This window comes from Metabacillus sediminilitoris, assembly GCF_009720625.1.
GTDB lineage: Bacteria > Bacillota > Bacilli > Bacillales > Bacillaceae > Metabacillus > Metabacillus sediminilitoris.
Window position 1 is genome coordinate 2,379,251 of sequence record NZ_CP046266.1, and the last position, 25,963, is coordinate 2,405,213.

31 protein-coding genes and 1 pseudogene are annotated in these 25,963 nt (G+C 35.8%); 21 read left to right on the forward strand and 11 right to left on the reverse strand.

Annotated features, from left to right (window positions below):
• Window positions 1-72: 72 nt before the first annotated feature.
• The 3 genes from GMB29_RS11270 (at window position 73) to GMB29_RS11280 (ending at window position 3,081) form a co-directional block, all read left to right on the forward strand.
• The gene (locus GMB29_RS11270; protein WP_211091280.1) at window positions 73-1,209 is read left to right on the forward strand and encodes an FAD-dependent monooxygenase; all 1,137 of its coding nucleotides are present in this window, start codon (window positions 73-75) and stop codon (window positions 1,207-1,209) included.
• A gap of 64 nt (window positions 1,210-1,273) precedes the next feature.
• Window positions 1,274-2,446, forward strand: coding sequence for an MFS transporter (locus tag GMB29_RS11275; RefSeq protein ID WP_136359181.1), 1,173 nt, complete (start codon window positions 1,274-1,276; stop codon window positions 2,444-2,446).
• Between the two features lie 446 nt (window positions 2,447-2,892).
• Window positions 2,893-3,081 (forward strand): hypothetical protein, encoded by a 189-nt coding sequence (locus GMB29_RS11280; RefSeq protein WP_155443881.1) that lies wholly within the window; start codon window positions 2,893-2,895, stop codon window positions 3,079-3,081.
• Window positions 3,082-3,693: 612 nt separating this feature from the next.
• On the opposite strand, the gene GMB29_RS11285 is transcribed toward GMB29_RS11280, so the two are convergent.
• The gene (locus GMB29_RS11285; protein ID WP_136359177.1) at window positions 3,694-4,233 is read right to left on the reverse strand and encodes a DUF6944 family repetitive protein; all 540 of its coding nucleotides are present in this window, start codon (window positions 4,231-4,233) and stop codon (window positions 3,694-3,696) included.
• A 285-nt stretch (window positions 4,234-4,518) separates the two neighbouring features.
• Between GMB29_RS11285 and GMB29_RS11290 the strand changes: the two genes are divergently transcribed.
• A complete protein-coding gene (locus tag GMB29_RS11290; RefSeq protein WP_136359175.1) occupies window positions 4,519-4,875 on the forward strand; it encodes an MmcQ/YjbR family DNA-binding protein in 357 nt (118 codons plus the stop codon).
• 333 nt (window positions 4,876-5,208) lie between these two features.
• Here the strand turns inward: GMB29_RS11290 and blaI are convergent, their stop codons facing one another.
• Together blaI and GMB29_RS11300 are read right to left on the reverse strand one after the other, a co-directional pair.
• A complete protein-coding gene (blaI, locus tag GMB29_RS11295; RefSeq protein WP_136359173.1) occupies window positions 5,209-5,589 on the reverse strand; it encodes a penicillinase repressor BlaI in 381 nt (126 codons plus the stop codon).
• Window positions 5,570-7,381 (reverse strand): BlaR1 family beta-lactam sensor/signal transducer, encoded by a 1,812-nt coding sequence (locus GMB29_RS11300; RefSeq protein WP_136359193.1) that lies wholly within the window; start codon window positions 7,379-7,381, stop codon window positions 5,570-5,572. The genes blaI and GMB29_RS11300 overlap by 20 nt, the downstream gene beginning before the upstream one ends.
• Window positions 7,382-7,704: 323 nt before the next feature.
• Here GMB29_RS11300 and bla point away from each other — a divergent pair, with 323 nt between their 5' ends.
• The 3 genes from bla to GMB29_RS11315 all read left to right on the forward strand — a co-directional run bounded on the left by bla (window position 7,705) and on the right by GMB29_RS11315 (window position 9,738).
• A complete protein-coding gene (gene bla, locus GMB29_RS11305; protein WP_136359171.1) occupies window positions 7,705-8,637 on the forward strand; it encodes a class A beta-lactamase in 933 nt (310 codons plus the stop codon).
• A 155-nt stretch (window positions 8,638-8,792) separates the two neighbouring features.
• The gene (locus GMB29_RS11310) at window positions 8,793-9,254 is read left to right on the forward strand and encodes a GNAT family N-acetyltransferase (protein ID WP_136359169.1); all 462 of its coding nucleotides are present in this window, start codon (window positions 8,793-8,795) and stop codon (window positions 9,252-9,254) included.
• A 271-nt stretch (window positions 9,255-9,525) separates the two neighbouring features.
• On the forward strand, window positions 9,526-9,738 hold the full coding sequence (locus GMB29_RS11315) for a DUF6366 family protein (protein ID WP_136359167.1): 213 nt from the start codon (window positions 9,526-9,528) through the stop codon (window positions 9,736-9,738).
• Between the two features lie 319 nt (window positions 9,739-10,057).
• On the opposite strand, the gene GMB29_RS11320 is transcribed toward GMB29_RS11315, so the two are convergent.
• Window positions 10,058-10,783 carry a dihydrofolate reductase family protein gene (locus tag GMB29_RS11320; protein WP_136359165.1) on the reverse strand — a complete coding sequence of 242 codons (726 nt, stop codon included), beginning with the start codon at window positions 10,781-10,783 and terminating at the stop codon, window positions 10,058-10,060.
• 134 nt (window positions 10,784-10,917) lie between these two features.
• Window positions 10,918-11,151, reverse strand: a complete 234-nt coding sequence (locus tag GMB29_RS11325) for a Rossmann-fold NAD(P)-binding domain-containing protein (protein WP_136359163.1) — start codon at window positions 11,149-11,151, stop codon at window positions 10,918-10,920.
• Window positions 11,152-11,582: 431 nt separating this feature from the next.
• Here GMB29_RS11325 and GMB29_RS11330 point away from each other — a divergent pair, with 431 nt between their 5' ends.
• Window positions 11,583-12,131, forward strand: coding sequence for a TetR/AcrR family transcriptional regulator (locus GMB29_RS11330; RefSeq protein ID WP_136359161.1), 549 nt, complete (start codon window positions 11,583-11,585; stop codon window positions 12,129-12,131).
• A gap of 48 nt (window positions 12,132-12,179) precedes the next feature.
• Here GMB29_RS11330 and GMB29_RS11335 read toward each other — a convergent pair whose 3' ends face one another.
• Window positions 12,180-13,361 carry an MFS transporter gene (locus GMB29_RS11335; RefSeq protein ID WP_136359159.1) on the reverse strand — a complete coding sequence of 394 codons (1,182 nt, stop codon included), beginning with the start codon at window positions 13,359-13,361 and terminating at the stop codon, window positions 12,180-12,182.
• 497 nt (window positions 13,362-13,858) lie between these two features.
• Between GMB29_RS11335 and GMB29_RS11340 the strand changes: the two genes are divergently transcribed.
• From GMB29_RS11340 to GMB29_RS11355, 4 genes and pseudogenes are all read left to right on the forward strand, one after another.
• Window positions 13,859-15,061 (forward strand): IS110 family RNA-guided transposase, encoded by a 1,203-nt coding sequence (locus GMB29_RS11340; protein ID WP_136359322.1) that lies wholly within the window; start codon window positions 13,859-13,861, stop codon window positions 15,059-15,061.
• 367 nt (window positions 15,062-15,428) lie between these two features.
• Window positions 15,429-15,818 (forward strand): GNAT family N-acetyltransferase, encoded by a 390-nt coding sequence (locus GMB29_RS11345; RefSeq protein WP_136359083.1) that lies wholly within the window; start codon window positions 15,429-15,431, stop codon window positions 15,816-15,818.
• A gap of 93 nt (window positions 15,819-15,911) precedes the next feature.
• Window positions 15,912-16,562, forward strand: a pseudogene (locus GMB29_RS11350) (RCC1 domain-containing protein); the annotation flags it as partial.
• A 235-nt stretch (window positions 16,563-16,797) separates the two neighbouring features.
• Entirely contained in the window at window positions 16,798-17,280 is a 483-nt protein-coding gene (locus GMB29_RS11355) for a hypothetical protein (protein WP_136359087.1), read from the forward strand.
• 114 nt (window positions 17,281-17,394) lie between these two features.
• On the opposite strand, the gene GMB29_RS26995 is transcribed toward GMB29_RS11355, so the two are convergent.
• Window positions 17,395-17,532, reverse strand: a complete 138-nt coding sequence (locus tag GMB29_RS26995; RefSeq protein WP_196305289.1) for a hypothetical protein — start codon at window positions 17,530-17,532, stop codon at window positions 17,395-17,397.
• A gap of 28 nt (window positions 17,533-17,560) precedes the next feature.
• On the opposite strand from GMB29_RS26995, the gene GMB29_RS11360 reads away from it, so the two are divergent.
• Window positions 17,561-17,728 (forward strand): DUF1540 domain-containing protein, encoded by a 168-nt coding sequence (locus GMB29_RS11360; RefSeq protein WP_136359089.1) that lies wholly within the window; start codon window positions 17,561-17,563, stop codon window positions 17,726-17,728.
• A gap of 157 nt (window positions 17,729-17,885) precedes the next feature.
• Window positions 17,886-18,041 (forward strand): DUF1540 domain-containing protein, encoded by a 156-nt coding sequence (locus tag GMB29_RS11365; RefSeq protein WP_136359091.1) that lies wholly within the window; start codon window positions 17,886-17,888, stop codon window positions 18,039-18,041.
• A gap of 172 nt (window positions 18,042-18,213) precedes the next feature.
• Here the strand turns inward: GMB29_RS11365 and GMB29_RS11370 are convergent, their stop codons facing one another.
• The gene (locus GMB29_RS11370) at window positions 18,214-18,462 is read right to left on the reverse strand and encodes a hypothetical protein (protein WP_136359093.1); all 249 of its coding nucleotides are present in this window, start codon (window positions 18,460-18,462) and stop codon (window positions 18,214-18,216) included.
• Between the two features lie 295 nt (window positions 18,463-18,757).
• Here GMB29_RS11370 and GMB29_RS11375 point away from each other — a divergent pair, with 295 nt between their 5' ends.
• Window positions 18,758-19,426, forward strand: coding sequence for a hypothetical protein (locus GMB29_RS11375; RefSeq protein ID WP_168733989.1), 669 nt, complete (start codon window positions 18,758-18,760; stop codon window positions 19,424-19,426).
• 571 nt (window positions 19,427-19,997) lie between these two features.
• On the opposite strand, the gene GMB29_RS11380 is transcribed toward GMB29_RS11375, so the two are convergent.
• On the reverse strand, window positions 19,998-20,960 hold the full coding sequence (locus GMB29_RS11380) for a helix-turn-helix transcriptional regulator (RefSeq protein WP_136359095.1): 963 nt from the start codon (window positions 20,958-20,960) through the stop codon (window positions 19,998-20,000).
• 110 nt (window positions 20,961-21,070) lie between these two features.
• Here GMB29_RS11380 and GMB29_RS11385 point away from each other — a divergent pair, with 110 nt between their 5' ends.
• The 4 genes from GMB29_RS11385 (at window position 21,071) to fosM (ending at window position 23,555) form a co-directional block, all read left to right on the forward strand.
• Entirely contained in the window at window positions 21,071-21,550 is a 480-nt protein-coding gene (locus tag GMB29_RS11385; protein ID WP_136359097.1) for a GyrI-like domain-containing protein, read from the forward strand.
• Window positions 21,551-21,572: 22 nt separating this feature from the next.
• A complete protein-coding gene (locus tag GMB29_RS11390) occupies window positions 21,573-22,037 on the forward strand; it encodes a DUF8821 family protein (protein WP_136359099.1) in 465 nt (154 codons plus the stop codon).
• 452 nt (window positions 22,038-22,489) lie between these two features.
• Window positions 22,490-22,993 (forward strand): DinB family protein, encoded by a 504-nt coding sequence (locus GMB29_RS11395; protein ID WP_136359101.1) that lies wholly within the window; start codon window positions 22,490-22,492, stop codon window positions 22,991-22,993.
• Between the two features lie 91 nt (window positions 22,994-23,084).
• Entirely contained in the window at window positions 23,085-23,555 is a 471-nt protein-coding gene (gene fosM, locus GMB29_RS11400) for a FosM family fosfomycin resistance protein (RefSeq protein WP_406600326.1), read from the forward strand.
• Between the two features lie 186 nt (window positions 23,556-23,741).
• Here the strand turns inward: fosM and GMB29_RS11405 are convergent, their stop codons facing one another.
• Window positions 23,742-24,092, reverse strand: coding sequence for a winged helix-turn-helix transcriptional regulator (locus tag GMB29_RS11405; RefSeq protein WP_136359103.1), 351 nt, complete (start codon window positions 24,090-24,092; stop codon window positions 23,742-23,744).
• Between the two features lie 148 nt (window positions 24,093-24,240).
• On the opposite strand from GMB29_RS11405, the gene GMB29_RS11410 reads away from it, so the two are divergent.
• The gene (locus GMB29_RS11410) at window positions 24,241-24,825 is read left to right on the forward strand and encodes an NAD(P)H-dependent oxidoreductase (protein ID WP_136359105.1); all 585 of its coding nucleotides are present in this window, start codon (window positions 24,241-24,243) and stop codon (window positions 24,823-24,825) included.
• A gap of 169 nt (window positions 24,826-24,994) precedes the next feature.
• On the opposite strand, the gene GMB29_RS11415 is transcribed toward GMB29_RS11410, so the two are convergent.
• Entirely contained in the window at window positions 24,995-25,276 is a 282-nt protein-coding gene (locus GMB29_RS11415) for a hypothetical protein (RefSeq protein WP_227551667.1), read from the reverse strand.
• A 254-nt stretch (window positions 25,277-25,530) separates the two neighbouring features.
• On the opposite strand from GMB29_RS11415, the gene GMB29_RS11420 reads away from it, so the two are divergent.
• Window positions 25,531-25,737: a DUF2750 domain-containing protein gene (locus GMB29_RS11420; protein ID WP_136359107.1), complete on the forward strand. Its 207-nt coding sequence runs from the start codon at window positions 25,531-25,533 to the stop codon at window positions 25,735-25,737.
• Window positions 25,738-25,963: the final 226 nt, after the last annotated feature.

Here is a 25,963-nt window from a genome sequence, read left to right on the forward strand (position 1 = left end):
AAAAAAACCGATATCCAATCAGGAAATTCGGTTTTTCCAATTTGAAGACATTTTAAATAAGGAGAAAAAACAATGATGAGAAAGGATTTCCAGAGCGAATCAACCAATGACACTTTTATCAAAGAAGCTAACGGCTCTGTTGTTGTTGTCGGTGCGTCTCTTTCTGGACTAATGACTGGGATTGCTCTTTCACGAGCTGGATTAAATGTCACAATTTTAGAGAGAGCTGGAGCGAAACCACGTAGTGGAGCTGTTCTTCAAGTTGACAGTGGAGAAATTGATCAAACTAAAACAGCGAAATTCTTGAGAAAAATTGCTTCTGGTGGAATTAGGTCGGCTGAGGCCTGGTCATCTATACAGTTTCGATTACGCACAGAAGCCGAAGCTGATCCTAAAATTACCTTATATTATGATACTCGTGTTCAATGTGTTAATCAGGACGACAACTCTGCTTGGGTTGTGACGGATAAGGGTGAAACATTCCACGGAGATATTTTAATTGGTGCTGATGGTCACCGTAGTATTGTACGACGTTATGTTGCATCACATAAACCGAGCGCAACTTTTGCTGGATACTTGATATGGGTAGCTATTGTAGATGAGAACGACATACCTGAAAAACATCGACCTAGCCTCATTGCCCCGAAATTAAGTATGCCAGATGGTATTGGTGACTTTTTACTCGGTTCTATTATTGCTGGAGCTGACGGTTCTAACGCTCTAGGAAATAGACGGCTAGGATGGGCTTGGTACGATAACACTCAAAATGATTTGTTACGTCGTCTGGGATGTGTGGATGGAAACGTTGTGCGTCATTCGCTTAATGCTTCTGACATCCCCGAACAGACACTGATTGAGTTAGCTGAACAAGCTGCTGTAAGATGGCCTCAACCCTGGTTAGATGCAACTCTTCATAGTATTAAAACTCGTAACCTTACAGGAACACCGATTGCCGAATACGTTCCTGACAACCTTGTGAAAGGACGTATAGCAATCGTAGGAGATGCTGCACATCTACCTACACCACTAACTGCATCGGGATTTAATGCTTCCTTACAAGATGCTGCTGCCTTAGCCGAATGTGTTGCAAAGGGAATACAAGGAAACTCAGCAGCAGAGGCTCTTTTGGAATATGAGTCTATTCGTCTAAAAAATGCACGTCAGATTGTGCAATCTGGACAATCTTTTAGTCGCTCTTTCGGACGATAAATGGTGGTATATCTGAAACGTCAAAGAACAACAGATTAAGTAAAGAACAGAGGAGATTAAACTTATGTCTAAACAAAATAATCTACTAATACTTATATTAACCATAGGAGTTTTCGGTATCCTAACAACTGAGATGGGTGTCATTGGGATATTACCTTCAATTGCTGACCATTTTGATATCAGTGTATCCAAAGCAGGGCTGCTAGTGAGTCTCTTTGCACTTGCTGTAGCAATATCTGGTCCCATTATGCCGTTAATATTTTCAGGTATAAACCGCAAGAAGGTAATGCTTCTTGTACTTGGCATTTTCGTTGTAGGTAATATTGTCTCAATGTTTGCATCAAGCTTTACCGTTTTGCTACTTGCACGTGTGATTCCAGCCTTTTTTCATCCAATATATTGTTCATTGGCTTTGACAGTAGCTGCTACGTCCGTTAGCAAAGAAAATGCCCCAAAGGCTGTTTCTAAAATTATTTTGGGTGTAACCGCTGGGATGATACTTGGTGTACCAATCACTAACTTTATTGCTGGTTCGACTTCTTTAGGAATGGCAATGCTATTCTTTGCCATCGTAAATGCTATTGCATTCATCGCAACATTGATATTTGTTCCCTCCTTACCTGTTAAAGAAAAACTTTCTTATGGAGCTCAAATAAGCGTATTAAAAAAGCCAATTGTTTGGTTAGCCATTACTACAGTAGTATTTATAGGTTCAGCAACTTCGAGTATTAATAGCTTTATTGCAGAATATCTTGAAACTGTTACGAATATATCTGGGAAAACCTTAACTTTGGCATTACTTATATTAGGCTTAGCCAGTCTAGTTGGAAATTTAGCAGGAGGAAATTTACTTACTAAATATGCTAGTAAAACCGCCATATTTTTTCCAATCGTATTAGGGCTAGTTCATATTTTGTCATTCCTTACGGGGAAGTCCACTGTCCCTATGATGATAACGATTTTGTTGTGGGGGATATTATTTGCTATAGGAAATAATGTTAGTCAATATTGGATTACCTCTGCGGCTCCAGAAGCTCCTGATTTCGCAAATGGATTGTTTTTATCGTGTGGTAATTTAGGGATAACAATTGGTACAGCAGTAGGTGGATTATTTATATCAGGAATGGGCACACAATATATCGTATTAGGAGGATTACTATTCTTGATATTGAGTTTAGTATCTATTGTACTGAGAAGTTATATGTATAGTCCTAAAACAAAACAACTTGCTAGCTAAGGAAATAGTATGTTAGTGAACTTTTGTACTTAAACAATGGGTGCGTAACTTCAAGATCCAGCCGCCATCTTTGGCGGCTTTTCTTATTTGACTAATGGACAGGATAGTTCAAGAAGGAATTGTAAAAATGTTTACAGAATAAATGAGTATTAGCGGGAATCCAAAGGGAGTGGATGTCTTAATGCTTCAACAGATTAGAATAGCGAATTGGTTATTAGAAGTTGATATTGATAAAACACGTGAATTTTATAGCAAAGATTTAACAAATCTGTAATTGCTTATATTGTAAAAATTATGTTGAAGCTTGTAAGGATTTAAAGATTTCTATATCTTATGTTTTCACCAAACTAGGGATTAATCCAACAAAGCCAGCACATCTTTCTCAATTCCCAACCGAAGAAGCTATGACACGATTATACTCAGGGAATTATCATTTAGTAGGCAAAGTGTTAGAAGGAGAATTGAGTACATCGTCCAACTGGAATGAAACTAATACTACTCAAATAAAGAATTTCACATTTGGGTTTTCAAACGACCTAGAGTTTATTCCAGGAGGTTTTCCTAATCCTATCCTTCAGTTAGATTTGGCGGCTGATATTCCTTGGGTTCTTGATGAAAAGCCAGATGTAATTTAAATAAAAAAAGATTGAATAAAATGCCAAAATACATATCAGAAAATTGTTTTGAGTATATGATTGGCAATCCGTTTATATAGAAAAATTCAAAGTCGAAAACAATAATCTTTATTTAACATATGAGAATCTAGAAATTTCAAATGAACACCCTCTAAACCCGTTTGGAACAGAAGGGGAAACGAATGAAGCGGTTTTAGTTTTTTATGACTTCGAGGTACTAGATTCTGGATATTATGATTGTTCACAAGTTCAAAAACAACTTAAAAGCTATGATAAATGCCCATATGTTCCAATTCAACTTTTACAATTAATAAATGACTTTACCATTGTTACTGAAAATATAAAAAGAAAAAATAAATCATTTTTCATACAGTCTTTTGAAGGCTTTCCTTGGCATTATGGTGAAGACAATTGGGGATACTTTAAGCTTAAATATACACGAATGGAATTGATGTGGGATTCTTTTTATAACCAAAATGATAATAGTGATCGTTATTGAGCTAACGGGTGGTTTACTTCAATAAGAAGTAAGCCATTTTTATTTCGCATTTGACATAAAATGCGACACAAGAAATTGGTCAATAAGAATTCAGCTTAATAATTTGTATTGTATTACTTTTTACTTTGCATTAGAGCTTGGATAACAGCACCAATGGCTTGAATCCAACTACCAACAAAATTAACGCCGTTTGCCTGTTGTCCTTTTAAATTAATAATGCCCGATATAGCCTGTAGTGAGTTACCAATTGTTTGTAAAAGTGCCCCGTAGATACTATATAAATTATCAATGGAAACTTTATTTTTTTCTAATAGTTCAGGGATGGACAGACTGCTTCCTAGCGCTTGAAGTAAATTTCCTTTTATACTTAATTCTATATTTTTTTCTTCGTTATTCTCGTATAAAAGAAGGCCAACAATAACCATGGAGTTTCCAATAGCTTGTATTTCGTTACCAATTTTATTTAAATTAAAACTTCGTATAGTATCTGCTAAAAGTGCATTTCCAGTAGCTTGCATGACATTACCTAATAATGAAAGATTGTTTTGGAGTGTTTCGTTAATTCTTGATGAAGGGGTACTACCTATAGCAGAAATAATTGTACCTAGTGCTTGATCCCATGAGCCAAATAATGCTTTAAGTTCATTGTCCATTCTAGAGTACCTACCTTATGTTTTTAGATATTATATTCCGGAAAAGATAAATGGTATCGGAAATTTAATTACATCAGATTATTACATGATATTGATGAAAAAGGAGAAATGGAGTTTGTAGTGACGGTTATTACAAAGAAGCTAAATGTCGCTTTTCAAAGAAATTGCGAACTAAACAGTCTTCTTCAACTAAAGTGGCAGGTTAGTGCAATAAAGGGTCTAAGGGTTATAATTAAGGATGCAGCTTTATTAAAAAACTAGCAAGGTGTTAGGAAGAGGATAACAATGAAAAATAGAGAGGAAGCTATCGGTTACTGTATAGGGCTGGGTAATACATATGAAGATTACCCATTTCGCGATAAGAATTGGACGTTAATGCGACATATAGATAACAAGAAAGTGTTTGCGTGGATATTTAAAAAAGATGGCCATATTTGGATTAATGTGAAATGCGAACCCGGTTTTTTGGATTATTGGCGTCAGATTTACAATTCGGTAGTTCCGGCATTTCATCTTAATAAGGACCATTGGAATTCGATAATTCTTGACGGTACTGTTCCAAAGGAAGAAATTTACGAAATGATAAAACAAAGCTATATGTTAACTAAAAAAAGTAATAGTAAAGTTAATTTCAAAAAGTGAAGGCATTGATTCAGCAGGAGGGATTAATGCCTTTTTTTGTGGAATTTACTATGATTATGAAATAATCTACTTAAAGTAACGGGTGCTTTACTTCAAGAAGAAGTAGGCTTTTTTTCTTCAACTAAAGAAGCAGTTTAGTTGAAGAAATACATCCATCATAGTTAATGGCTCCTTTCGTGTGTAGCTCTACACTTGTTTTTTAGCTTATGACTAACGGGCGTAGTATTTACAGAGAAGAAAGCGATAATTACATGAGAAGCCTGACCCCCGCTATTTCGATTTCGACCGAAAAAAGCGATTTGGAAAAATTCCAAATCGACTTTTTTAATATTATTACTTTTTAGGTTTCTTATTTAAAATAAAGCGTAGTTCATTGATATCATCATCAGATAGGGTATCTTCCTGAATGAATTGGACAAGCATGGATTTCAGGGTACCTCCATAGATACGGTTGATAAATGATTCGGTCTCGGCACGCTGGCACTCTTCCTGTGTATAGAGCGGGTAAAAGGTGTAAACTCTTAGATCTTTATTGACACCTACTACATCTTTTTGAACCAATCGATCGAGAAGAGTACGTATGGTTTTCGGCTTCCAATCGGTACTCTCCTGTAAGGAAAATATGATGTCATTCGCTGTTTGAGGGGCTTTATCCCAAAGCACGTTCATGATTTCCCATTCTGATTCTGATATACTAGGAATGTTTTTCTCCATATTTCTCCCCTCCATTTTCTTTATAGATTCCTACATCTTTTAAAATTGATAAAGTAATTTCTCTCGCCTTGCTTCCAGATGAATCATCTTCATTTTGTATATTGGTAGCAAAGAAATAAGTATTGTTCTTCGTCTCTACATACCCGATAAACCAACCATTGATGTTTTTTCCATTCACTGCTCCTGTGCCTGTTTTTCCTGATAGGCGAGCTTCTTCATTCTTTTCTATGAGTAGTGCTTCCTTCACAGCTTTGATATGCATTTCCTTATATCCCAAGTGATTGTAATAAAAGTCTTGCAGCAGTTGGACTTGCTCGACTGGAGAAATTTTTAATGAGGATTCAAGCCAGAATTCACCATATTCCCCAGATACATCGGAATTTCCATAGTTTATCTCTTGTAGATTGGATTGTATTGTTTCAAATCCTGTTCTACGATCTAATTCTTGGAAATACCAGTTTACAGATTTTTGTAAAGCAGATGAGACATCCTGATCCATATTCCAAGCGTCATAGGGTTGCTCCGTCCCATCCCATGAAAGGGTGGATTCTTCGGGTGATATCACATTTGATTCTAGTGCAAATAAGGCACTATAGATTTTGTATGTGGAATCAGGTGATACCCGCAACGTACTTTTCTCTTCATTATAAATGCGATATTGCTGTGCATTATGATCATATAAAACAAAGCTTCCTTCATACCCTTTAAAGAATTGATGTAAATCCTCATAAACTGCTCCGTCATTATTAAAATAGTAGCGGTCGTTTTCCGTCGCAAATGCGGAAACGAAAGGTAATTGGATTGTCAAAATGATACTGGCCAACGCATAAATAAAGACGCTTTTTCTTATTGATTTTTTTACGGAATGCTTATAGGCAGAAATTTGTTCAATTCGTTTTTTGATTTGAAGCTTCGAACCGTTTAATTGTGTTACTAACTGTAGCTTACTTGACCGTTTTGAAAGATCCAAAAAATTAATGATTGTATTTCCATATTCACTAAATGAATTATCATCAAGTAATTGTAAAACAGATGTATCACATGCGATTTCCCGATCCAATCTCATTTCTCTAAAAGCAAGCCAGACAAGGGGATTAAACCAATAAATGATTTGATAGAACAATATCACGTAATTTGTCAGCAAATCCTTGTTTTTATAGTGATTCAGTTCATGAAGAAAGATATACTCGTAATTTTTCAAGCTAAGCCAGTTTTTATGCTGAGAAGGTAAGACGATATATGTTTGAAAAAGTCCGAATATCATTGGAGATTGGACTCTTTTCGAAATAACAATCTTTATTGATTTTTTAATCTGTAGTCTTTTCTTGCATTCTTCGAAAAGCACGAGAACTTCTTGATTGGAAAACGCAGAAGAATAATTCTTTATCTTTCTAAGTGTGAGCAATCCACGAACCATAGTAAAGGTAAATATAAGCATCCCTGACATCCATAAACCTATCACTCCCATATTAAGTAAGGACAGGTCCGCCCGATTGACCGATACAGAAAAGTCTTGTATTAGGTGTAGGCCCTGCATCATATCAGTTCCGGTTATTTCCATATTGGAGCTGGGTGCATGAGTCTGATATGTATCCCCACCGCTAAAGAGAGAACTAAAATTATATAAATCAGTAGGTATGAATGGAAGTGCTAAAGCCATAAAAAGTAACATCCACAAATGATAGTACCATTTTGCTGTTAATTGTCTTCCAAACCATTTTCGTATAAGTAGAATAACAGTAACGGAAAATGAAGACACCAATAGACCTATTATAAAATGAGTTAAAAACATGTCCTTCAATACCAACTCTCTTGATTTTTTAATTTTAAAAAACAGGTATATAGCATATTTATAGTGGCTTGATGGTAAAAAAATAAAGAATTGACTTTATTTGATTACATATGTAATACTATACTACAGATGTAATCAGACTACAAATGTAATCTGTTAAAACTCCTTGCATGAGGTTGTTTTTTCAATTCGTACATAAGAGTCTAATCAAATAATTAGGAGGTCTACATCATGAACAAAAGATAGGATGCAAGAGTTAAAGATCCGGCTGCTATTCCAGGAGAATACATAATAAATATTTTTTAGAAAGAGGTTGAATTTTAATGAAATCATTGAGCAACATTTTTGGTACTTCCACATTCAGAAAAATTATGCCTGTACTATTTCTTTCATGTGCAACGCTTGTAGGTTGTTCAAACAATATCGTTCATGCTGAATTAACTAAACTCAAAAAACAAGAAACTGCCACTAATCATGATTTTGCTAAGCTTGAAGAAAAATTTGATGCTAAACTTGGTGTCTTCGCGTTGGATACTGGTACAAACCAAACAGTAACCTATCATCCAGATGAGCGTTTTGCTTATGTATCTACTCATAAGGCACTAGCTGTAGGAGCACTTTTACAACAGAAATCAATAGAAGACCTTAATCAAAGAATTACCTATACACGTGAGGATCTTGTTAATTATAATCCGATTACAGAAAAGTATGTTGATACGGGGATGACTCTTAAGGAGCTTTCTGATGCTTCTCTTCGATACAGTGACAATACTGCTGGAAACCTTATCCTTAAACAACTGGGGGGACCGGCTGGATTTAAAAAAGCACTGGAGGAAATTGGAGATAATGTTACAAACCCTGAGCGATTTGAGCCTGATTTAAATGAAGTTAATCCTGGTGAAACTCATGATACGAGTACACCAAGAGCACTTGCTACTAGTCTTCAGGCTTTTACATTGGGAGATACACTTCCAACTGAGAAACGTGAACTTTTAATAGATTGGATGAAGAGAAATACTACTGGAGATGCGTTAATTCGTGCTGGAGTGCCGAAAGGTTGGGTAGTTGCTGATAAAACTGGTGCAGGATCATATGGTACTCGAAATGACATTGCGATCATTTGGCCATCAAAAGGAGACCCTATTGTTCTTGCTGTACTTTCGAGTCGCGATAAAAAAGATGCTGATTATAACGACGAGCTTATTGCTGAGGCAACAGAAGAAGTAATTAAGGCCCTTAAAGTCAAAAATAAATAGAAAATGATTGTACTAACGTCGTAGGATAGTTCAACAAGGTTTATCATTTTAGTGGCAAAATATGTTTATAAGGTTAAATAGCGTTGATGCTATACCCTTTTTAGAATTTAAAAACCTAAACTTCCATATTACACAGATTTTGGAGGATGTTAACTATGATACAATATCTTGATATTACACAGCGATCAGTCGCAAAAAAAGTTCTTGATGTACAGATACCTTCTTATCAAGTAGAGGCGGAGATAATCGGTTTTAATGGTATCCCACAGTTAAATGATTCGGTCGAATCTCTAATGACAAGTTCTGAGATTTTTTATGGGTACTTTGTTGATACGAGTTTAGCCGGAGCTATCGCATTTGTTTTAGAAGATAATGTTTTAGATATCCACCGTTTGATTGTTCATCCTAATTATTTCCGTAAGGGGATTGGAGAGAGCTTAGTTCAATATATTCTCAATTTAGACACAGCAGTTAAAAAGTACATCGTAAGAACGGGAACTAAGAATATCCCTGCTAAGAATTTATATAAAAAGTTTGGGTTTATTGAAAAAGAGGATGAAGAAGTAGCACCTAATGTTTTTCTAACCATTTTTGAAAGTGATCGATTAACCTTGTAAACCACGAAGATTACATTGAATAGAAAATCATTAAAAATAGATAAGAATCCACTCGATTGTTTTATCTAACCACATAGATTGTATGTGGATTCCTGAAGTTGGTGAAATATTATACTTTAAAGTAACGGGTACTTTCTTTTAAGATCTGGCTGCTAAAAATGGCAGCCTTTTTCTTATTCGATTATCGTGGCAGTATAGTTCAACAAAAGATAATGGTTATTTGTGGCAAAATAAAAAAGGAATGATTGTTTAATTTACAGGGGGTGTTTAAATGCAAGATAAGAAAGAAACTCCTGAACAAAAAAGAGAGAGGTTAAGTCATAAAGAATTGAAAAGCAATCCAACGGGGAATATGAACGATGCTTTTAATAGAGCGAACAGTGGAAATCTTGCTGATTTAGTTGGTAGCTTGGGTTGGAAAGGTACGGGAATTCTGATTCTTGTAATCATAATTGCCTTTATTATTGTATCACTCTTCAAGTAATGGGGTGCTTTACTTCGATATGGAGTAAGGCTTTTTTGTTCTTCAACTAATATAAGCAGTTTAGTTTGAGTATATTCCTTCACAAAGTTAGAAAAAGCTGATTTTCCAATTTAGGAAAAATCAGCTTATCTATTATTAATTTTTTATCTAATCAATCCGTTATCATTAAACCTAATTAATTACCCGTACGTTCGAGTCTGTTTGATTAGGACCTTAGGAAATTACTGCTACAATCGCTGCAAACGCAACTGATGCTGCACAAAACCAAGTGATTGCCATAATTCATAATGCATCTCTATTTTTGTAATTTACAAGATGATTAATCATGTTTTGTTACATACTTCAACCATAACCCACCCTCATCCAGTTTTTCGACTTCTTTCAAGAAGAAATTTACTGGATGCTGATTTGTTAGAAAGGAACTTGTCTCAAATAGTGTCACAGAATTAGATGCACCATCTGCGATGGGGACTAAAATCAGACTCAATTCATCAATTAATTCTTCATTCAAAAAGGAGCCATTTAAAAAACCTCCGCCTTCTAGCATTAATTTATCGATTGCAAAAAGATTTTTTAGCTTTTCCACTACTAGACTAAAGTTTAATCGTTCTTTTCCGCCGAAAATATAAGATATACCTATATTCCTCAAATGAGCCAGGTATGCATCGGACACTTGCTCTGTAAGAACTTCTACTATGTGATCCTCCGATCTATTCTCATTCCATGGTTCAATTGAATTTTTTGTCCATCCTAATTTCCCAGAGGGATCTACTGCTATGGCATAACTCTTAGCATCTTTGTTTGCGACGTAATCTGTTCTAGGGATCGTCGCAATGTTGTCATGTTTTAAATCTAATTGATGTCCGAAAGTAAAGTGTTTTTCCATGGTAACCCTGCCACACATCCATGCTTTACATCCGTATACTTCATGAATTTTTTCGTATTCGTCTGAAAAGTGAGCTGCTCGTTCCGTTTTCAAATAATCTCCAACCACTTTCCCATCCAATGAAGTTAGCATGTGGCAGATAATATATGGTCTTTCCAATGTGATTCCTCCTTTAAACCATAAAATACTGCCCCCAATGACTAGGGCAGTTTATTATTTACGATAGTACCTCATCTGATAGCTTATGCATCCTCGTAAGCAAGGGAGGTAGACAGATTACGATAGGCATTGATCTATTGTTGAAGTTCTGCGACCTTCTGCTCTGCACCAGCGATGGCATCTGTACCACCGATCCAGCGAGACGGTGGTTCCTCCTGATTTGCGATGGTGATTAGAGCCTTTGCAAGTTTGACAGGATCACCTTCCTGATTTCGATTCTTTTCTTTAAAGAAAGTTTTGAATTGTACATTACGTTCTGTGTAGTCATCGATTGATAGTTCAGCAAAGAAAGTTGATTCTGGCTCCAAAAGTTCGGTACGGAAGAAACCTGGTTCGACAATAGTCGTTTTGATGCCGAATGAAGCAACATCGTAATGTAACGATATCTTGAATTTTTGACATAGTTAATAACTCTCTTTCTTTTAGGCTTACTAGATTTTCGTCTAGTATAGAAAACCATCATTGATTGTTTAAACAACATCTGTCTATAATTATAATTAGAAACAGGATGCTTTCAATCGTTAAATGAACGTGATTCGTTGTTTATTCAATAAATTTATAAAAATTGTTGATTATTTTTAAGGCATTTTTTCTAGCAGTTTCTATTACCAATAAGTTTTTACTTTTTTATAGTCCTTATCCCTACCTTCGTTAATAGTCAATTTAACGCAATATGATGTTTATCCAACAAAGTAATCGATATTGTAGATAATCTTAAGGAAAGTCTGGTGATCAAACGATGACGAAAGTAGATAGAAGAGTAGTTAAAACTAAAGAGGCGATAAAAAAAGCAATTCTTGAACTTATGAATGAAAAAAATTTTGATGACATAACCATTCAGGATATTTCTGACAGGGCAAATGTGAACCGAAGTACGGTTTATCTCCATTACCTGGATAAATTTGACCTATTAGATAAGCTGATAGAAGAACATATAAACGAGCTTAAGGAAACAAATGAATGGGCATGTCAAGAGGAATGGGTAGAAGCGACCGAGGTCTTTTTCGAATACTTTGGGAATCATTATCTGTTCTTTTCGACCATGTTAACCAGTAAAGAAGCAGCCCCTTATTTTCGTAGTAAGTTCCTAAAGTATGTGATGGAAGGGTTCAAGGAAGAGTTACACGAAACAAATAGAAAAAATGAAGGTCTAAATGAAGATGTTATTGTTAAATTTGCCGCGAATGCTTATGTAGGGGTATTGGAATCGTGGTTAAAGGATGGAATGCCATCTCCGCCTCAGTCAATAGCAAGAGAATTGGGGACTTTGCTAGATAGGATTCTATAGTTATTAACAAAAGGCTAGGTATTTTGCATTTTTACCTAGCCTTTTTTATTAGGAAACTTTTTTAGAAAGTTGTTTTGTAGGAGTCAACATGTAGGTTCTAAGTAAAATAGTTACCAAACCTAATATTAATGATAGGATTCCCACTAACACAACGTATTGTGTACCCATTTGAGATATAAATAAACCGCCAACAGCTGCACCAATTGTTGTTCCTACGTTACATGCTGATATAAATAAACCATTGGCGAAATCAGGAGCTTCTGGAGCTGAAGATGAAATCAAATATTGATTAATATTAGCCATGATTCCTCCAGCCAATAGTCCCCAAAGGAAAGTGATTATTACCATAGGTACGGCAAACTCTCCAGTGAAGAATAAAAGGATGTAAACTACACTCAATAACAAAGGAAAAGTTAAGATGGACTTAATAGGACTATTCGTGAGTACCCTCCCTGCAACGATGTTTCCAATAATATTAGCTCCACCGAAAACGAATAACGTTAAACTGATGGTATTCGGAGACATTTGGGTAACAGTTTCCAGGTACTCAGCAATATAACTATATATCCCGAATACGGAGGCATTTAATAAAACAACAGTCACTATGGAAAGCCATAAAATCGGTTTTTTTAATACGGAAAGTTGTTTACCATAAGACAGTCTTTCTTTAACAGGCAAAGATGGTACAAAAATCAATGTTGCAATCAACATAATAGCAGTAACGATTGCAAAGAATGCCATTGCCATTTCATACGAAAAGGCACTATCAATAAAACTTGCGATAGGTACACCCGCTACCATACCAGCCGATACTCCAATAAATACTTTAGAAACAGCTTTTGGAGCTTCTTCTTTACTTACTGAGGAAGCAGCTACTGTAAATGCCATGGAACAATAAATGGGATGAAATAAACCAAGAATGGTACGAACAATTAATAAAATGGTAAAGTTAGAAATAAATATAGATGCAATGTTTCCCAAAGTGAAAACACCTAATACAAGTAACATGATCTTCTTGCGGTCTATACCCGAAAATAATAACGGCATCGTAGGACCAGACACTGCAATCGCAATGGCAAAAAGACTCACTGCCAAACCTGCTGTTGATATGCTGACATTAAAGTGTTCAGAAATGGAAGGCAATAACCCAATAACCCCCATTTCGGTATTTAAGATGCCGAAAACTCCTATAGTCAATATGAAAATCAATAAATTATTTCGTTTTGCCAAAAAAACACCCCCACTTTCACTAATGATTAAACTAAACAAATCCTTCAATGATGTTTAAACATCATCCGTCTATCATTATATAAAGTAACGGGCTGTTTTCAATCGCTAATTACATGCGATTTGATGTTTATTCAACAAATGAATCTAAATTGTTGATTATCTGCAGGAATGATTGTTGATTTCAGCATGTTTAAAGTGGGTGAAGAGAAACTTATATTGAGAAGAATTGTACTTAAGCTAACGGGTGCAATCGTATTATGAGGTTAACCAGTTTTTACTGGTTGACCTTTTTTATATAGGACCTATTATATCGGTAGCCAGGGTAGGACGTACGGGTGCGTGGGACCATGATCTCGTCAACTAAACTGTCCGCCCCCTACTTGAAGAAACATGTTTGAGGCTGGTTGGGACAACGATCTCGTATAACAAGCGAAGCTATGATACTGCAAGAGGAATAGGGGCTACTGGCAAAACAAATGGAGAGGAAGAGATAAAGAATGAATCCAGTAATCGGTCTGGATGTTTCAAAAGGGGAAAGCCAGGTTCAAGCATTTTTAGATAAAGGAAAGCCGTTTGGAAAAAGTTTTAGTGTATCACACACGACTGAGGGACTAGATGCCTTACTTCATTATTTGAAAGTGGTAGAAAATGAGACTGGTATAAAACCAAGTGTAATATTAGAATCGACGGGACATTATCACACTCCTGTCATTCAGTTTTTAGAGGAACAGAATTATTTATACATTATGATCAATCCTTTACTGTCTTATCAGGCAAAAAAATCGAGTTTGCGAAATGTGAAAACAGATGAAATAGATGCTTTTCGCTTGTGTGAACTGTATTACAAAGAAGAGCTTGAACCCTATAAAAAAAGGGGTATCCAACGTTTAAACCTTCGTCATCTTACTAGACAACATGAAACCCTTACGGGTTTGTATGTTCAAGCTAAGTTACAGTTTCATGCGATTTTAGATCAAGTGTTTCCTGAATATAAAGGGGTATTTGGAGATTTGTATTCAAAAGTTTCTCTAAACATACTCCTGGAATTTAGTACGTCAGAATCTGTGGTACAGGCTGGAGAAAACAAGGTAACCGATAAAATAGCGAGTTTATGTATGAGTCGTTCGGAACGTTGGGCACAAGAAAGGGCAAAGAAGCTTTATGAAGCAGCTCAGCGTAACCCATTTAAGAGCATAGTCTATCAAAGTCATTTGATAAGCCTTGAAATGTATATTCAACTGCTTCTCCAATACCAAGAGCATCTAGCAAAGTTAGATGATCAAATAGATGCCCTGGCAGGAGAAATAGAAGAATATAAGATTATCCAGTCGATTCCCGGTATCGGAGAAAAAATCGCGGCAACGATTATTTCTGAAATTGGAGAAATCGAACGGTTTAATCACCCTAAAAAATTGGTTGCCTTCTCTGGAATCGATCCAAGTGTACATTCATCGGGGAAATTTACAGCGACGATTAATCGAATCACCAAGAGAGGCTCAAGCAGACTGCGACATGCCTTATATATGGCTGTTCTCTGTGGGATCAGATCCTCTCGTAATAAGAAGCTAAAAGAGTTCTATGATCGAAAGCGAGAAGAAGGAAAACCTTTTAAAGTCGCAATGATTGCATGTGTAAATAAGCTTATTCATTGGATTTATGCCTTACTAAAACGTAAAGAAGCTTTCCTGGATTTAGCTTAACAAAAACAATTAGGCAAAACATGAAAAACCTTCCAATATAAATGAGGAAGGTTATTTGGCATGAATATTTTTAGTATATCATTTTGTTTATAGGATTTTTATTGAAAAATGTTGACATCCTATTAGCTGGTTTTGTTTAACAATCGGAGTTGTCACAATGGCAACTTCTTTTTCATATCTAACAAATGACGAAGGCAGTAACTAACGGAGGTTTGTTAAAGAAGCAATAAGGAAGGAAACCCATAGGGAATCCTAGAATTATTAAGGAAAGTCTTTATAAAGGGGCGGACAAATATGGGTAGCAGTTTAGTCTAATAAGAAAGATTATACAAAGAGGTTTTACGGATTAGGAGAACTTAAACTAAAAATGTTTAAAGAAGTTGGGATGGAACACATTCTAATAGAAGATTTTATTCAAGTAGTTAAGAACAGCTACGAAGAATTGTATGAAACAGGAAAAGCTAATCATTTTGTCATTGAACACGACAATGACATTATTGCGTGTGCTGGGGCATTTATAAAAGAGGATATTCCTTACTGTTTTTATAAAGAAGCACAATATGGGTTTATTGGCGATGTGTATGTCGAGCCTAGCTTTAGAAATCAAGGAAATGCACGAAAGTTAACAGAAGAAGTGTTAGATTGGTTTTCTAAAAAAGAAATCCATACCATCCGATTATTAGCTAGTGATAACGCAAAAAAACTATACCAGTCAATAGGGTTTAAAGAAACCGACCAGATGATTTTACATAGATAGATTGTATTTGTTGTTGAACTAAAGGGGCAGGTTAGTATAACAAGCAAAAGTGATACAATAATAAAATAGGTCTTGTTTTCAAGGAGGTAAAACATGGATTACATTTCACCGAAAGAAGCAGTGTTAAAGGTGAAACGGTGGCCTAAAGATACCATAGCGGCGGGTCGTCGTCATACCGTTGGGCTTAAATCTGACGGAACGGTGACGGCTGTGGGTGATAATAAATATGGCCAATGTGATGTAAGCGGCTGGCGCGATATTGTGGCGGTCGCGGCTGGTAATGTTCATATGGCAACGAACACGGGTAATGCTCATACAATCGGTCTTAAATCTGACAGTACTGTGGCGGCTGTGGGTTGGAATAAGCATGACCAATGCGATGTAAACGACTGGCGCGATATTGTAGCGGTTGCGGCAGGTTGGCGTCGTACCATTGGGCTTAAATCGGATGGCACGGTGGTAGCAGTGGGCCGAAATAATGGAGTTGAATGCAATGTAAGCGGCTGGCATGATATTGTGGCGGTCGCGGCGGGTGACTGGCATATCATCGGTCTTAAATTGGACGGAACGGTGACGGCTGTGGGTAATAATCGGTATCGCCAATGCAATGTAAGCGGCTGGAGCGATATTGTGGCGGTCGTGGCAGGTTATCTTCATACAATCGCTCTTAAATCTGACGGAACGGTGGTTGCTGTGGGTTTGAATAAAAATGACCAATGCGATGTAAGCGGCTGGCGCGGCATCCAACTGCCTAACAATTAGTTTTCGGGTAAAAAGGATACAGTTCCTGCAACTAATAAATCCAAAAAAAGGATTAAACATAAAAGGTAAAAATTCCTTCTTCAGCTAATGGGTGCAAGAGTTTACGATAGGAACTGCTGCGGAAATCCCTTTTTATTGTCCTCGGATACAGAATAGTTAAATAACGAAAGAGATATAATAAGTTAAATAATTCTTATTAATTAAGGCGGAATTTAATATGTCAATGAAAAATCAGTGGTTAATTAATATAACAATGGTCATACTTCCTTGGTTGACACTGCCTTTTTTAGGGGTACGTGGTATTATGAGATTTTTACCATCATCCATCTTAATTGTTTTGTTAGAAGCTATTAATGTTCAACTAGGAAAAAGAAGGAAATGGTGGGTTTTTTACAATAAACCAAAATCGTATATTACAAATGAATTTCCTTTTAATATTGGTCCGTTTTTAGTAGGTTCTATGTGGATATTAAAGTGGACATATGGAAGTTTTAAAAAGTTCATATTCCTTAATGCAATTGTAGATGGTTTCTTCGCTTTTATTATAGTTAGGTTAACAGAGAAATTAAAAGTTGCTAAATTAGTTCGATTAAATAATTTTCAATTTTTTCTTTATTTCTTTTACAAGGCTTTTTTGTTATACGGATTCCAATACATAATAGAGGGTAAAAAAGAATTAACTAAAAGATTTGTGAACTAATTCACTTATAGTAACGGGTAGCTTGAATTGAATAAGCAGCTAAAAGGATCTTCCAAGCCGAAGATCCTTTTTCAGTACCGATAATACCTCATTGTGTTAAGTAAAGTGAATATACTATACATTATCTTTTAATTCATCCATTAATTGTCGAGAACGTTTAGCATTGCCTTCAGCAAAATTTCGCAATCGGTTTTGTAGATCTTCATTGTCATGAATGCGCTCAGCAAGGGAATAAGTATTAACTGGAATCATTAAAGGTTCACATCCACTTTAAAAGGAGGTGAATCATACCGCACAAAACGTACTATGTGAGGTAAATAGCTGTAAAAACTGGGAACAAGGAATCAAATGTACTGCTGATTTAATTTATGTAGTGAGCCTCGAGAGTAAACAACCTTCTGAAATTAAAGAAACAGGCTGTAAAACCTTTGAACATTCTGCTTCATAAAAATGCCTCTAAGATTTTGCCAGTAAACAACAACTTTGCTTTCTACATAGCAAAAATTCTCTATGTTATATTCAATTAAAATGAAACTACAGGGAAATAAAGAAAGTATCAACCATCTCTAATTTGTTAATGATAGCAAAAGAGGAGGTGTGATACTGTGGCTCAAGATGTTCTTTGTGAAGTCAATAACTGTACGTATTGGGGTTCTGGAAACAAGTGTAATGCAGATGCTATTTATGTAGTGAGTAATAAAGGTAAAGAAGCATCCAATAGTGAAGAAACAGATTGTAAAACATTTAAACCAGAGCATTAATTTTTCTTAAGGTAACCAAAATATTGGTTACCTTTTACTATTTATAGTATTGATAATAACTCTCATTTTCATTCAAATTTATTGAATAACTTTAATTTTTATATCTTATTTGAAAAAAATGAGGTAAAAAAGTTTATATTAGCTGGGTTATGCTGAGGTATCCTAATAGAAGTTACTGATGAAACTGTATCTTTTTTTTATTTTTAAATAATAGGTAATGAGCATTTTTCAATTTTTCTTCTATATAGTTGAGCGAATAATCACCGAATGGATCTGCTAAATCACCAATGGCTCGGGAGAGGTTATCAATCACAAGCCTTAATTCCTCACATTGTCTTTGTTCTTCCCTTAAATTCATTTCATCCATAATTTCATGAGCAAGATGTTGAATACGTCGTAAACGCACTTCTTTTGTCTGCATAATATATACAGCCTCCTCCGTTAACACATGAAGTATTACTAAAATAAATATATGGTGATCAACTGAGGTTCATGAGTAGATGCTATTGATCAATCCTAATCTTTTTATAATATCGCTTATGAGCTAGCTTTGTCATAGGATCTTGTTCAGTAATCGAGCCAGATTGTTGAACAACATTTTTAAAGAAAATTAGAACATTCACTTTAATAACCAATGTACTTATTTTTTTTATTTTACATATTATAAACTGCAAGCTGCAATTTTAAAAATTTACTATTCGTGGAGGAGGTTGTATATGTACAACTATGTCAACCCATATTACTATGCCAGTCCATATTACTCTGTTAATTCATATTATTATGAAGATCCATATTATCGACAAATAGATTTAGGTACCAGATGGGAAGTGGAAGAAGGCGGATGGAGAGGAGTTTGGACACGCCGGGGAAACAGCAATGTCTTTGATGCGAGGTGGACCAGAGCTGGAGAACGTCCTATTACTGCAGTTTTGAGAATGCGATTGCAGGACAATTTCGTTTGCATTTCACGCCGAAATAGCAGCGATGGAAATGATTGTCAGTATGCGGGCAGAATTGAAGGGAGAAGAGTGACAGGTTTCAACATATGTAACCGAGGTGGAGGTCCTTGGAGTGGTACTATTATCAGGGGACAGCGAGTACCGGATTTAGGAACAAGATGGGATGAAGAGGAATCCGGATGGAGAGGAGTTTGGACACGTCGAGGAAATAGCAATATCTTTGACGCGAGGTGGACCAGACCAGGTGCAACTCCTGTAACGGCTGTTTTGAGAATGCAGCAACAGGATAATAATGTTCGTATTGAACGTCGAAACAGCAGTGATGGAAATAACTGTGATTACACAGGTAGAATTGAAGGAAGAAGAGTGACAGGTAACTATACATGTGACCAAGGTGGAGGTACTTGGAGTGCAACTATAACTTGATGAGTAAATGAAGGGACTACCCAAATCGCTTATGTAAATAAACAAATCTCTAAAAATAAAATCAAACGACCACTTAAAAAAGTGGGCGCACGATTTCATTACGTCGTTGCGATCGACAATATAAAGATATGTGATTTTTAATCAAAGATACACATTAAAAAACTGTTATTTATTTTGATAACAGTTTTTTAGTCGACGCTTGGAGTGCAATGTTATGTCTTCGCTGTGTTAACAATTGATGATTAATTTATTCGTACGTGACAAAATTAAAAATTGAGATTAAAAGCCTATATCGCCTCATTATGTAAACTGAAAATGTAGAGATTATTCATCCAATTCTTGGAGATCTTGTTCAGCAATAGGGCCAGATTGTTGAACAACACCTTTATAGAAAACTAGATAATTATGGTAAAGTAATTAGTGATTGTGAAGGAGTGTACTTAAACAAACGGTGCAGTTTAGTTGAATAAAGGCGAATTTATTTATTCATGAATGATGAGTGAAAACCCCTTCAGAAAAGTTGAAGGGGTTTTAGTCGGGTTTGTTTTTGTTTTTTTGGAAAAGATTATGCTTATGGATAGTATAAGCATAATCTCTCTTGTATAACTTCTAGGACTTCTGCTGGTACTTCCCTGACCTTGATATCCCCACCTAGGAAAAGTAGCCAATTTGTTATTTCGTTCAATTCTTCGGGCTTATTAACATTGATATAAGTCTTTAGATTTGCTGTGGTTTGGTAAGGATTCGTATAGGAAATTGAAGATTTTAAAGGATGGTATTTTTTAAACTGGGCAATTGCTTTTGGACCAAGTTCAAGGACAAGGTTGTTTACTTCTTCCTGCTCACTTAGTTTTTCTAATATCTTTTTCTTACTTAATCTTTTTTTCGCCGGGTAGGGTTTGACATTAGTGAGTTGGTCGACAGGAAAAATCTGCTTCTTTTCTTCCTTTACGTCAAAGCCTTCGATCAGCCAAACGCTTTTTTCATGATAAAGGTGCAAAAGATAGATTGGATAAGTCTTTATTATCTTCTCTTCTTCGACGGTAACCAATAAATATCTATCCAAAAGAAGAATTTGGATGAGTTTTTCTAACATGGGATGGGGGAGGTCCGACAGATCAAGTAGATCGGGATTATTGGAATTGGTCCCTACAAAAAGCAAGATTTGATTTAAAAGAACAAGATCATCTTGCTGGTTTTGTGAGATGAGGCCAAGTAATTTTTCAGCTAAAGACTGACGACTCTTTAAATAGGGGAGTTGTTGATTTCTTGTGGCCATAAAGGCAATAAAAAGAGCTTTGACCTCATTATCGGTAAAGCGAACATCGGGCAGGACAGAGTTGTGCATGACAAAATAGCCCCCATCCCTTCCAACTTCAGCGACAAGTGGCATCCCCATCGCCTCAATTTCTCTGATATCTCTGATAGCTGTCGAACGAGAGATGTTAAATTCTCGCATGATTTCAGAAATTGTAAAGTGGGAGCGGTTGTTGATATACCGCATGATGATATTAATCCGTTCAACTTTTTTCATCAGGACTCCTAAACAGTATCATTTTTTGACATGATTTAAGACTATTATAAACTTATCAAGTGAAGATAACAAACTCATTTGATAAATCTAAAAAAAGGAAGGTTTTAAATATGACAAATTATACTCTACAAGAAAAAGATAGCTTTACCGTTTTAGGTTTTGGAACTGAGCTTAAGAGCGATTACACAGACTATGCTGGCATAAACAAGGAAAAGTCAGACTTTTGGCAGGCATTCAGTCAAGATGGAAGGCTTGACGCTTTAAAAGCCATAGCCATAAATGACTACGTCTTTGCCGTGAACGAAGCGGTGAATAACAAGATGATGCATTATGCCGGCGTCATGACAGAGGCATCGGCACCAGAAGAAGCCAGAGTGATCCAATTTCCTAAGGGGGAATACCTAGTTGTGAAAGGGGAAGGCAAGACGGCTGAAGAATTGAATAATAAACTTTCCGGCATTGCCTTTGGTCAAGTTTTGCCAGAAGCAAAGAATTTTGCCTATGTTGGCGGGCCAAATGCAACGGTCGAGATGGGGCAGCGAAACGGCTTAGTTTTGGGTGAAATGTGGATTCCTGTTGTTAGGAAATAATGTGATAACTGGAGGGATGGAAATGTCCTATATCGTTGATTTTAAAAGTGTGTCTACGGTTGGTTTAGAATCCTCACCTGTAGTAGAAGCGCTTTCTGGTTTACGTGCTAATGAAGCCCGTTACTTTATGAATAAATACAAGCATGAATTTACGGTTGTACCATCTAGAGAAAGCCAGGAGACCCTTGATTATGTGAACCGAATTTTGAAAGGAGAACGTAATATTGAGTTTGCGGCCAAACCTTTAGAAACGTCGCGTTTTCAAGTGGAAAATATCAAATTTGCCTACGTCTTTTATGAGGACGGTCTTGGGGTCAACGTCATGTATACTGTTGATGACCCTAAGAAGCGGGCCGTTGGTTTTAAGCTTTCTGAGGGGATGGAGGTACCAAAGGAGTTAGAAGGGAATTTTAAGTTTGCTAGACAAAAGTCTAAACTAGCTGGAACCATTCGGGGCTCGTTTTTTGTAATCAAAGGAGAATATTAAAATAAGCAAGAGCGCAAGGTGTGGAATCTAGCCATTTATTGTAATTGGTCATCCTTTTTCTTCATTGAATTTAGTGAAAGCTATTTTCTCTCTAGGTAAAAAATAGCTTTCACTAGCTTGAAAAACGCAATGATGGATATTTTCCTTGGTACTTCTGCTTTGTAATAGGGTTTCAGGGAAAATACGTATAAAAAAGAGATTGTGAAGTATTGTACTTAAAGTAGTTAGTTAAATAAAGAGAAAAGATAAACAAACATTTTAATAAAAAACAGTGTTTAACAATAAAAGAAAGCTATCGTTTTGATCAAACTTTACTCTAGAGAGTTGTGAAGGAGTGTTATTAACCTTTAGGATAGCTCAATAAAAAAGCAAATTAGGTGAAATGATGATGTCAATTGGTGTATAGTAAAAAGAAAAATTTTCCTTTATATCTAAGGGGTGGGAAGATAGCTATGGAAAAGCTAGAATATGAATGGGTAAAACAAACACGTCAGATTTTATTAGATCAGTGTAGAGAATTGAATGAAGATGACTTTACTAAAGAGTTTGAATTTGGTTTTCAAAGTATTAGAGATTCTTTAGTTCATGTGGCAGGTTGCTATCATGCTTGGTTAGGTTCTTTTGTACTTTCAGAAACATCATCCCCATTATTTACGAAGGAAGCAATTAATAATATGAAGATAGATGATATTCAACGCTATTTTCAACAAGCTGATGTATATGTAGAGAGTGTATTTGAGCAATCCACAAACAAATTTGATGAGTTTATCGAAAAAGAGCCTTCTTGGAAAGCAGGCAGTGGGTTTGTAAGAAAAACGCCACATCAATTACTAATCCATTCAATTACTCATGAATCGCATCATAAAGGGCAAATTGTAGCTATGCTACGTCTACTTGGGCATATACCTAAGAATATAGACATATTGGGGTTACCTGAAAAGGAATTCGCTAAATAATAATAAGGAAGTCTTCAGCAATTGGGCGCAAAAATTGAACAACGATGGACTGTTTCATCAGTCCAATTTTTCTTAGTATTTAATCAGTTATATGGCTGGAAAAGTTAATAAAGGGTACAAATTTTTTGAGGTGATAAAGGTGTCGATAAAAGGTCTTAATCATTTTTTATTTTCAGTATCTGATTTAGAAAATTCTATTGAGTTTTACAAAAATGTATTTGATGCTAAATTGTTAGTAAAGGGTAGAAGCACTGCTTACTTTGATATAAATGGAATGTGGCTTGCTCTCAATGTAGAGAAAGATATACCTCGTAATGAGATAAACCAATCATACACACATATAGCTTTTTCAATTGAAGAAGAAGAATTTGATAGAATGTATGAGAAATTAAGAAGATTGAATGTAAACATCTTGTCAGGTCGCCCAAGAGATGAGAGAGATAGAAAATCTATTTATTTTACTGACCCAGATGGGCATAAATTTGAATTTCATACAGGTACATTAAAAGATAGATTGGATTATTACAAACAAGTGAAAACACATATGGAATTTTTCGATTAAAAAGATTCTTTATTCAACAAACGAGGCAAAAACGGAAAATCGTTATGTATGTCTATCAGATTATCTTGATATCGAGTCTTCCAGATAAGGGCGCTTTTCTTTAATAAGAAGACGTCTTTTTACGTTAGTTTAAGATAAACCATGCAAACCTAATTAAAGCGAAAACGCTAAAGACCAGTATAGGCTTTAGCTTTTTCTTAATTCTTTATATTTTTCCCCCCACTCGCCCATACTATATAGTATAGGAATAAAACTTGTCCCTAAAGGTGTTAGCGAATATTCTACTTTTGGAGGAACTTCTTTATATACTTCTCTGTGAACCATTTGGTCTTCTTCTAATTCTCTCAACTGACGTGTCAGTATTCCTTTTGAAATGTCAGGTAATAACCTTTGAAGCTCATTAAATCTTCTTGTCTGTCTGCTTAAATGCCATAAGATGATGATTTTCCATTTTCCTGCAATTATGTCTTGAGTTTCTGTAATTGGACAAACCTCTATTTGTTCCTCTGGGGGTTCTCCGAACCTACTTCGTGCCATAATGAATACCTCTCTTTCTTATTGGTACTATTTTTGTGACTATGTTATAAAAAAGTGACTACTTTCAAAAAGACAGCTAATACAATAATATTAGATTATGGTTAGTAATCCAATAAAAAAGATATTAGATACCTGGAGGTTATGTTAAATGAAACATCTTGTTGTTTATGCACATCCAAACGCTGACAGCTTAAATCACTCTATCATGGAAACAACAGTAAATTCATTAAAGAAAAATGGTCACGAAGTTGTTGTCCGTGATTTATATGCACTTGATTTTCAACCTGTACTGACACCAGAAGATACAGCAGCTATGAAAGCAGGAAAAACTCCTGATGATATTAGAACGGAACAAGAATTTGTTGCTGAAGCAGACGTAATAACATTTATTTATCCTATTTGGTGGACAGGTCTTCCAGCTATTCTTAAAGGATATGTAGACCGAGTATTTGCGTTTGGGTTTGCTTATTCTGCTGGACCAGAAGGTGTAATTAAGTTATTAGAAGGTAAAAAAGGCTTTATCATTAATACACATGGTACACCTAATGAGGTTTACGATGAAATAGGTATGACAGCAGGTTTGAAAGTAACTTCTGACATTGGAATATGGGATTTTACTGGAATTGAACCTGTGGACCATTTACTATTCGGAAGTATTGGATACCTTGATGAAGAAGCATATAAAGGTATGTTAAAGAAAGTTGAAGACACAATTAATTCCCATTTCTCATAAACATATACAAATATTGAAAAGGACTGCTCATAACTGGGTAGTCTTTTATTATTTTTGAAAGCTTCTTATTCCACTAATGGGTGCTTTAGTGAAAAAAAGACTGTCTTTTTGACGGTCCTTTTTGGGTGAGATTAACACAAATACGTTTTTGTAAAGTGCCTGCTACTTATTAGTTATTATTGTTCTCATCACGATTTTTGGAAGCTGTTTTGTCATCGACTTTAGCCCCCTCTACGATCTGGTTACCAATAGCACCGCCTGAAACACCGCCTATTACAGTACCAATTAGTCCAAATGGAGCACCTATCATAGCACCCGCAACGGCTCCATTAAAAGTTCCTGCTGCTTCACCAAAGTCACTTGCACCTTGATTAGCATTACTACCAGCTTGATTGTTGCCACTTTCTTCTACATTTCCACCAAAGTTATTGCGTTCGTTACTCTGATTCATCTATTCACTTCCTTGTTTATTAATGGGGAATATGCTAATGATGAAAGCACACCATCCCAAACATATACTACCCAGCTGAACTGTTTTACTCACTATATGTTTGTTTAAGATATAGTTGTGTTATCGGCAGCCATTTTTTCTTGTTCAACTAACGGGTGCTTGAGTACAAGAAGGGTTGCTGCAGCAATCCTTTTTTCTTATTCGACTAACGGACCAGTTTAGTTGAATAAGGAGTGTTGTTAAAATATTAGAAAATGATACTCTCTTTAATTAGTAAGGAATGTTGCTTCAAACAACCCCCTAATATAAGATATAAGGATTTCATAAGGAAGGTTGTAGATTCTGAAGTGGTTTGGGGCTTGTATAATGAGGGTTGGGCAACAGGACATGATGAGGAAGGTAATACACTGATTCAATTCTTTTCTAAAAAAGGAATTTGCAGAAATCTGTGCAAAGAATGAATGTGCAGAATGCAAAGCTAACCAATTGGTTTGGAAGATTTTCTTGATAAGTGGTACTTGATTAATCGTATGAAAGAGCTGCGCTTAGTTTCATATTGCCATTTTTGGACTTCTAGGCTGGCTTGATAGGAATCCCTACTGCTTAAAGAACAAAGGTAGGAAGTAAAGAAAGCAAGTATACAACTAGCTGATTAGTTGTATACTTGCTTTCTCTTTTTATTGAGTA

Coding starts and splice junctions, on each gene's coding strand:
- GMB29_RS11270 (WP_211091280.1), top strand. CDS start 73: ATGATGAGAAAGGATTTCCAGAGCGAATCAACCAATGACACTTTTATC.
- fosM (WP_406600326.1), top strand. CDS start 23,085: ATGGCTGGAAAAGTTAATAAAGGGTACAAATTTTTTGAGGTGATAAAG.
- GMB29_RS11315 (WP_136359167.1), top strand. CDS start 9,526: ATGCAAGATAAGAAAGAAACTCCTGAACAAAAAAGAGAGAGGTTAAGT.
- GMB29_RS11285 (WP_136359177.1), bottom strand. CDS start 4,233: ATGGACAATGAACTTAAAGCATTATTTGGCTCATGGGATCAAGCACTA.
- GMB29_RS11415 (WP_227551667.1), bottom strand. CDS start 25,276: ATGAATCAGAGTAACGAACGCAATAACTTTGGTGGAAATGTAGAAGAA.
- GMB29_RS11380 (WP_136359095.1), bottom strand. CDS start 20,960: ATGAAAAAAGTTGAACGGATTAATATCATCATGCGGTATATCAACAAC.
- GMB29_RS11405 (WP_136359103.1), bottom strand. CDS start 24,092: ATGGCACGAAGTAGGTTCGGAGAACCCCCAGAGGAACAAATAGAGGTT.
- GMB29_RS11410 (WP_136359105.1), top strand. CDS start 24,241: ATGAAACATCTTGTTGTTTATGCACATCCAAACGCTGACAGCTTAAAT.
- GMB29_RS11355 (WP_136359087.1), top strand. CDS start 16,798: ATGTCAATGAAAAATCAGTGGTTAATTAATATAACAATGGTCATACTT.
- GMB29_RS11345 (WP_136359083.1), top strand. CDS start 15,429: ATGTTTAAAGAAGTTGGGATGGAACACATTCTAATAGAAGATTTTATT.
- GMB29_RS11330 (WP_136359161.1), top strand. CDS start 11,583: ATGACGAAAGTAGATAGAAGAGTAGTTAAAACTAAAGAGGCGATAAAA.
- GMB29_RS11375 (WP_168733989.1), top strand. CDS start 18,758: ATGTACAACTATGTCAACCCATATTACTATGCCAGTCCATATTACTCT.
- GMB29_RS11385 (WP_136359097.1), top strand. CDS start 21,071: ATGACAAATTATACTCTACAAGAAAAAGATAGCTTTACCGTTTTAGGT.
- GMB29_RS11395 (WP_136359101.1), top strand. CDS start 22,490: ATGGAAAAGCTAGAATATGAATGGGTAAAACAAACACGTCAGATTTTA.
- GMB29_RS11420 (WP_136359107.1), top strand. CDS start 25,531: ATGATACTCTCTTTAATTAGTAAGGAATGTTGCTTCAAACAACCCCCT.
- GMB29_RS11340 (WP_136359322.1), top strand. CDS start 13,859: ATGAATCCAGTAATCGGTCTGGATGTTTCAAAAGGGGAAAGCCAGGTT.
- GMB29_RS11275 (WP_136359181.1), top strand. CDS start 1,274: ATGTCTAAACAAAATAATCTACTAATACTTATATTAACCATAGGAGTT.
- GMB29_RS26995 (WP_196305289.1), bottom strand. CDS start 17,532: ATGATTCCAGTTAATACTTATTCCCTTGCTGAGCGCATTCATGACAAT.
- blaI (WP_136359173.1), bottom strand. CDS start 5,589: ATGGAGAAAAACATTCCTAGTATATCAGAATCAGAATGGGAAATCATG.
- GMB29_RS11370 (WP_136359093.1), bottom strand. CDS start 18,462: ATGCAGACAAAAGAAGTGCGTTTACGACGTATTCAACATCTTGCTCAT.
- GMB29_RS11390 (WP_136359099.1), top strand. CDS start 21,573: ATGTCCTATATCGTTGATTTTAAAAGTGTGTCTACGGTTGGTTTAGAA.
- GMB29_RS11300 (WP_136359193.1), bottom strand. CDS start 7,381: ATGTTTTTAACTCATTTTATAATAGGTCTATTGGTGTCTTCATTTTCC.
- bla (WP_136359171.1), top strand. CDS start 7,705: ATGAAATCATTGAGCAACATTTTTGGTACTTCCACATTCAGAAAAATT.
- GMB29_RS11290 (WP_136359175.1), top strand. CDS start 4,519: ATGAAAAATAGAGAGGAAGCTATCGGTTACTGTATAGGGCTGGGTAAT.
- GMB29_RS11310 (WP_136359169.1), top strand. CDS start 8,793: ATGATACAATATCTTGATATTACACAGCGATCAGTCGCAAAAAAAGTT.